This is a genomic window from Candidatus Eisenbacteria bacterium (assembly GCA_016867495.1).
GTDB lineage: Bacteria > Eisenbacteria > RBG-16-71-46 > CAIMUX01 > VGJL01 > VGJL01.
In genome coordinates, this window is sequence record VGJL01000314.1 from 1 (window position 1) to 2,104 (window position 2,104).

Here is a 2,104-nt window from a genome sequence, read left to right on the forward strand (position 1 = left end):
TGATGCCCGCGCTGCTCCGGCGCGTGCCTTCCGCCGTTGCCGTTCTGCTCGGCGAGGGTTCCGAGAGGCGCCGTCTGGAGAAGGCGGCGGAGAGGCTCGGGGTGGCGAGGTCGGTTCGATTCCCGGGCGCGGTCGCCAATCGCGAGCTGCCTTCCTGGTTTCGATCGGCCTCGATCATCCTGTCGCTCCTCGACCGCACGAACGCCAGCAATCCCGTCTTCGAGGCCATGGCCTGCGAGCGGTGCGTCGTCGCGCTCGACACGGGGACGACCAGGGAGGTGATCATCCCCGAGAGGACGGGCGTCCTCGTTCCCGCGGGCGGGGTCTCCGGCCTCGGCGATCTGCTCGCGGATCTCCTGGACGATCACGAGCGCCGGGACCGCCTCGGCCGGGAGGCGCGGGCGCACATCCGCAGCCTGCTGCTCGATCCGCCGGCGAGGATGGATCAGGAGATCGCGATTCTTCTGGATGTAATCGGAGGCGCGCGGCGATGAAGGCGATCGAGGCGCGTGCCGAAGCCCCGAGCGACCCTCGGCCCGCCGTCGCGCACCTGGTGACTCCCTATCTCTTCGCGACCGGCTCCTGGATCCATGCACAGGTCTCGGGGAATCCGCGCTTCCGCGCCGTCGTCATGACGCAGGCGACGGAGAACCTCGATGTCTTTCCGTTTCAGCCGGTCTATGACTTCTCGGCCGGTAGGGGAGTCGCGGCCCGGCTCTCCTTCGCGCTGTCGAAGTATCTGATGGGCCGGTTCCCGATCGGGCCCTATCGCGAGGCGGGGCGAGCGGAGCGCGTCCGGCTCGTGCATGCCCACCTCGGATGGGAAGGGGCGCGGGCGATCGGGCTGCGGCGAGCCCTGGGCGTTCCCTTCATCACATCCTTCTATGGGCGGGACGCCTCCATGATTCCGCGGAAGGCGTACTGGCGGGCCTTGTACAAGCGCCTCTTCCGAGAGGGCGATCTCTTCATCGCGGAAGGCTCGCACATGGCGGGGCTTCTCGCCGGGATTGGATGCCCCAGAGAGAAGATCCGGGTCGTCCATCTCGGCGTGGACCTCGATCGGATCGGCTTCGCCGAGCGTCTCTGGCCTCGGGATGGAAACGTCATCGGCTTGATCGCCGCGAGCTTCCGCGAGAAGAAGGGAATCCCCTACGCCCTCGAGGCGGTCGCGCGCGTCGCGTCCCGATGGCCGGGACTGCGGATCCGCGTCATCGGGGATGGACCGATGCGCCCGCAGATCGCGGAGAGGATTGCGAGGCCGGATCTCAAGGGAAAGGTCGATCTGCTCGGCTACCTCGACTACCCGTCCTACATCGACGAGCTGGGCAAGGCGCACTTCCTTCTCTCCCCGAGCGTCACCGCCGTGGATGGGGATTGCGAGGGGGGCGCGCCGGTCTGCCTCCTGGATGCTCAGGCTTCCGGTCTGCCGATCCTCGCGACGACGCACTGCGACATCCCGGAGACGACTGTGCCCGGACGCTCGGCGCTCCTCGCTCCCGAGAGGGACGTGGAGGCGTTGGCGTCGAACCTCGACCATCTCCTCGCCCATCCTGAGGAATGGCCGGTCATGGGGCGCGCGGGCCGCGAGCATGTCGGGCGCGAGTACGAGATCGGAACGCAGGGCGCGCGGATGGCGGCCCTGTATGAGGAAGCGATTCGGCGCGCCGGCGTGCCCTCGAGAACCGTCTCTCCCTGAAGCAGTGTTTGAGGCTACAATGCTCCGGGGTCCGGGATCGGGCGCCTGAGGGAAGAACCGGTTCGCCCGTAGACGGGTGGAAGGAGGGGAGTGCCGTGGATCCGAGAAACACCAAGCTGGCCAAGCTGCTCGTGGACTACTCCTGCGAGATCAAGGAGGGGGAGAAGCTCCTCATCGAGACCGTCGGCTTCGACGCCCTCGACCTCGTGCACGAGATCACGCACGCGGCGGTGGCGAAGGGGGCGCACGTCTATCACAACATCCGGCACGACCGCATCCATCGCCGGTTCCTTCTCGATGCCACGGAGGAGCAGATCAAGGCCCAGGCAAAGTACGACCTCTATCGGATGCGCGACATGAACTGCTACATCGGGATCAGGGGGACCGGGAACACGATGGAGCTTTCCG

3 protein-coding genes are annotated in these 2,104 nt (G+C 67.3%); all 3 read left to right on the forward strand.

Annotation, left to right across the window (positions count from 1 at the left end; genetic code table 11):
• Positions 1-2: 2 nt before the first annotated feature.
• Positions 3-494 (forward strand): glycosyltransferase, encoded by a 492-nt coding sequence (locus FJY88_13815; protein ID MBM3288403.1) that lies wholly within the window; start codon positions 3-5, stop codon positions 492-494.
• Positions 491-1,696 carry a colanic acid biosynthesis glycosyltransferase WcaL gene (locus tag FJY88_13820; GenBank protein ID MBM3288404.1) on the forward strand — a complete coding sequence of 402 codons (1,206 nt, stop codon included), beginning with the start codon at positions 491-493 and terminating at the stop codon, positions 1,694-1,696. Before FJY88_13815 ends, FJY88_13820 begins: the two co-directional genes overlap by 4 nt.
• A gap of 95 nt (positions 1,697-1,791) precedes the next feature.
• Positions 1,792-2,104: aminopeptidase (locus tag FJY88_13825; GenBank protein ID MBM3288405.1), on the forward strand; the 313-nt coding region annotated here is incomplete at its 3' end.